Origin of the sequence: Mycobacterium hubeiense (assembly GCF_002838065.1) — a bacterium.
GTDB lineage: Bacteria > Actinomycetota > Actinomycetes > Mycobacteriales > Mycobacteriaceae > Mycobacterium > Mycobacterium hubeiense.
On sequence record NZ_PIZU01000083.1, the window covers coordinates 1 to 4839 of the forward strand.

The window sequence follows — 4839 nt, forward strand, 5'->3', positions numbered from 1 at the left end:
CCTCTTTCAGCATCGACGAAGCGTGAGTGACGGTAGATGCAGAAGAAGCACCGGCCAACTACGTGCCAGCAGCCGCGGTAATACGTAGGGTGCGAGCGTTGTCCGGAATTACTGGGCGTAAAGAGCTCGTAGGTGGTTTGTCGCGTTGTTCGTGAAAACTCACAGCTTAACTGTGGGCGTGCGGGCGATACGGGCAGACTGGAGTACTGCAGGGGAGACTGGAATTCCTGGTGTAGCGGTGGAATGCGCAGATATCAGGAGGAACACCGGTGGCGAAGGCGGGTCTCTGGGCAGTAACTGACGCTGAGGAGCGAAAGCGTGGGGAGCGAACAGGATTAGATACCCTGGTAGTCCACGCCGTAAACGGTGGGTACTAGGTGTGGGTTTCCTTCCTTGGGATCCGTGCCGTAGCTAACGCATTAAGTACCCCGCCTGGGGAGTACGGCCGCAAGGCTAAAACTCAAAGGAATTGACGGGGGCCCGCACAAGCGGCGGAGCATGTGGATTAATTCGATGCAACGCGAAGAACCTTACCTGGGTTTGACATGCACAGGACGACTGCAGAGATGTGGTTTCCCTTGTGGCCTGTGTGCAGGTGGTGCATGGCTGTCGTCAGCTCGTGTCGTGAGATGTTGGGTTAAGTCCCGCAACGAGCGCAACCCTTGTCTCATGTTGCCAGCACGTTATGGTGGGGACTCGTGAGAGACTGCCGGGGTCAACTCGGAGGAAGGTGGGGATGACGTCAAGTCATCATGCCCCTTATGTCCAGGGCTTCACACATGCTACAATGGCCGGTACAAAGGGCTGCGATGCCGTGAGGTGGAGCGAATCCTTTCAAAGCCGGTCTCAGTTCGGATCGGGGTCTGCAACTCGACCCCGTGAAGTCGGAGTCGCTAGTAATCGCAGATCAGCAACGCTGCGGTGAATACGTTCCCGGGCCTTGTACACACCGCCCGTCACGTCATGAAAGTCGGTAACACCCGAAGCCAGTGGCCTAACCCCGTGTGGGAGGGAGCTGTCGAAGGTGGGATCGGCGATTGGGACGAAGTCGTAACAAGGTAGCCGTACCGGAAGGTGCGGCTGGATCACCTCCTTTCTAAGGAGCACCACGAGATCTGGGCCGGCCCGCATGTCGCGGATCAGCCGAGTCCCAGACGATTCGATGGATGGGCCGCGCCTGTAGTGGGTGTGGTTCTGGTGCACAACAAACGTTGACCGGTTCGGGAGCCTTTCGGGCGCCGGTGAAAAGAACTGCTGGACACACTATTGGGCTTTGAGACAACAAGCCCGCGGGCTCATCCCGGTTGGGGTGGGTGCCGGCCCCCTTGGAGGGGGTTCTTGTTGTTGCCCTGCTTTGGTGGTGGGGTGTGGTGTTTGATTTGTGGATAGTGGTTGCGAGCATCTAGGCAGCGAGCGTGTGCTCACCGCGGGTTTTTTGTGGTGGGTTGTTTGGTGTCTGATGTGCAATTTCAAAGTTAGTGAATTAACTTTTGGTTTTGTGTTGTAAGTGTTTAAGGGCGCATGGTGGATGCCTTGGCACTGGGAGCCGATGAAGGACGTGGGAGGCTGCGATATGCCTCGGGGAGTTGTCAACCGAGCGTGGATCCGAGGATGTCCGAATGGGGAAACCCGGCACGAGTGATGTCGTGTCACCCACTGCTGAATGTATAGGCAGTGGGGGGGAACGCGGGGAAGTGAAACATCTCAGTACCCGTAGGAAGAGAAAACAATTGTGATTCCGTGAGTAGTGGCGAGCGAAAGCGGAGGATGGCTAAACCGCGCGCGTGTGATACCCGGCGGGGGTTGCGTGTGTGGTGTTGTGGGGCCTGTGTTCCTGTCTCCGCCGAGGCGGGCAGCAGTGAGAAAAGTATGTGTTAGGTGAAGTGGCCTGGGATGGTCTGCCGTAGTGGGTGAGAGCCCCGTAACCGAAAACATGTGCTCTGCTGTCGCAGGTTTCCCGAGTAGCAGCGGGCCCGTGGAATCTGCTGTGAATCTGCCGGGACCACCCGGTAAGCCTGAATACTTCCCAGTGACCGATAGCGGATCAGTACCGTGAGGGAATGGTGAAAAGTACCCCGGGAGGGGAGTGAAAGAGTACCTGAAACCGTGTGCCTACAACCCGTCAAAGCCCCTCGTTTACGGTGGGGTGATGGCGTGCCTTTTGAAGAATGAGCCTGCGAGTCAGGGACATGTCGCGAGGTTAACCCGGGTGGGGTAGCCGCAGCGAAAGCGAGTCTGAATAGGGCGTATCCAATCCGTTGGGGTTGGTGTAGTGGTGTGTTCTGGACCCGAAGCGGAGTGATCTACCCATGGCCAGGGTGAAGCGCGGGTAAGACCGCGTGGAGGCCCGAACCCACTTAGGTTGAAGACTGAGGGGATGAGCTGTGGGTAGGGGTGAAAGGCCAATCAAACTCCGTGATAGCTGGTTCTCCCCGAAATGCATTTAGGTGCAGCGTTGCGTGTAGCACTGCGGAGGTAGAGCTACTGGATGGCCGATGGGCCCTACTAGGTTACTGACGTCAGCCAAACTCCGAATGCCGCAGTGTATTGCGTGGCAGTGAGACGGCGGGGGATAAGCTCCGTGCGTCGAGAGGGAAACAGCCCAGATCGCCGGCTAAGGCCCCTAAGCGTGTGCTAAGTGGAAAAGGATGTGCAGTCGCGAAGACAACCAGGAGGTTGGCTTAGAAGCAGCCACCCTTGAAAGAGTGCGTAATAGCTCACTGGTCAAGTGATTGTGCGCCGATAATGTAGCGGGGCTCAAGCACACCGCCGAAGCCGCGGCAACCCATGTATGTGGGTTGGGTAGGGGAGCGTCCTGCATCCGGTGAAGCACCAGAGTGATCTAGGTGTGGAGGGTGTGGGAGTGAGAATGCAGGCATGAGTAGCGATAAGGCAAGTGAGAACCTTGCCCGCCGAAAGACCAAGGGTTCCTGGGCCAGGCCAGTCCGCCCAGGGTGAGTCGGGACCTAAGGCGAGGCCGACAGGCGTAGTCGATGGACAACGGGTTGATATTCCCGTACCCGTGTGTGCGCGTCCCTGATGAATCCGTTCTGCTAACCACCCAAAACCTGGCCGATCAATCCCTTCGGGGTGCGACGGTTGGGGGCTGCGTGGGACCCGGATGGGTAGTAGTCAAGCGATGGGGTGACGCAGGAAGGTAGCCGTACCAGTCAGTGGTAATACTGGGGCAAACCGGTAGGGAGTTGGATAGGCAAATCCGTCCAACGCATATCCCGAGAGGTGATGCATAGCCGAGTGAGGCGAATTCGGTGATCCTCTGCTGCCGAGAAAAGCCTCTAGCGAGCACACACACGGCCCGTACCCCAAACCGACACAGGTGGTCAGGTAGAGAATACCGAGGCGTACGAGTGAACTATGGTTAAGGAACTCGGCAAAATGCCCCCGTAACTTCGGGAGAAGGGGGACCCACATGGTGTGTAAGCCCTTGCGGCCCAAGCACAAGTGGGTGGCACAAACCAGTGAGAAGCGACTGTTTACTAAAAACACAGGTCCGTGCGAAGTCGCAAGACGAGGTATACGGACTGACGCCTGCCCGGGGCTGGAAGGTTAAGAGGACCCGTCAACCCCTTTCGGGGGGTGAAGCGGAGAATTTAAGCCCCAGTAAACGGCGGTGGTAACTATAACCATCCTAAGGTAGCGAAATTCCTTGTCGGGTAAGTTCCGACCTGCACGAATGGCGTAACGACTTCTCAACTGTCTCAACCATAGACTCGGCGAAATTGCACTACGAGTAAAGATGCTCGTTACGCGCGGCAGGACGAAAAGACCCCGGGACCTTCACTACAACTTGGTATTGGTGCTCGATACGGTTTGTGTAGGATAGGTGGGAGACTGTGAAACTCACACGCCAGTGTGGGTGGAGTCGTTGTTGAAATACCACTCTGATCGTATTGGGCCTCTAACCTCGAACCCTGAACCGGGTTCAGGGACAGTGCCTGGCGGGTAGTTTAACTGGGGCGGTTGCCTCCTAAAATGTAACGGAGGCGCCCAAAGGTTCCCTCAACCTGGACGGCAATCAGGTGTTGAGTGTAAGTGCACAAGGGAGCTTGACTGCGAGACGGACATGTCAAGCAGGGACGAAAGTCGGGACTAGTGATCCGGCACCCCCGAGTGGAAGGGGTGTCGCTCAACGGATAAAAGGTACCCCGGGGATAACAGGCTGATCTTCCCCAAGAGTCCATATCGACGGGATGGTTTGGCACCTCGATGTCGGCTCGTCGCATCCTGGGGCTGGAGCAGGTCCCAAGGGTTGGGCTGTTCGCCCATTAAAGCGGCACGCGAGCTGGGTTTAGAACGTCGTGAGACAGTTCGGTCTCTATCCGCCGCGCGCGTCAGAAGCTTGAGGAAACCTGTCCCTAGTACGAGAGGACCGGGACGGACGAACCTCTGGTACACCAGTTGTCCCACCAGGGGCACCGCTGGATAGCCACGTTCGGACAGGATAACCGCTGAAAGCATCTAAGCGGGAAACCCCCTCCAAGACCAGGCTTCTCACCCATTAAGTGGGATAAGGCCCCCCGCAGACCACGGGATCGATAGACCAGACCTACACACGCAGCAATGCGCTCAGGGAACTGGCACTAACCGGCCGAAAACTTACACACAAAAACGCAACCACACCATCCACGAATGCACAACAAGCATTCACACCCCACCACCAATAACACATACAATTCCACACGAATTAAATAGAGTTACGGCGGTCAATAGCGGCAGGGAAACGCCCGGACCCATCCCGAACCCGGAAGCTAAGCCTGCCAGCGCCAATGATACTACCCAACCCGGGTGGAAAAGTAGGACACCGCCGAACACACATTA

At 57.1% G+C, this 4839-nt stretch carries 3 rRNA genes; all 3 read left to right on the plus strand.

What is annotated here, in order from left to right:
- Positions 1 to 1096 (plus strand): 16S ribosomal RNA (locus CWS39_RS27805); the annotation flags it as partial.
- A gap of 405 nt (positions 1097 to 1501) precedes the next feature.
- Positions 1502 to 4625, plus strand: a 23S ribosomal RNA gene (locus tag CWS39_RS27810).
- 91 nt (positions 4626 to 4716) lie between these two features.
- Positions 4717 to 4831 (plus strand): 5S ribosomal RNA (gene rrf, locus CWS39_RS27815).
- The last annotated feature ends 8 nt before the right edge of the window (positions 4832 to 4839 follow it).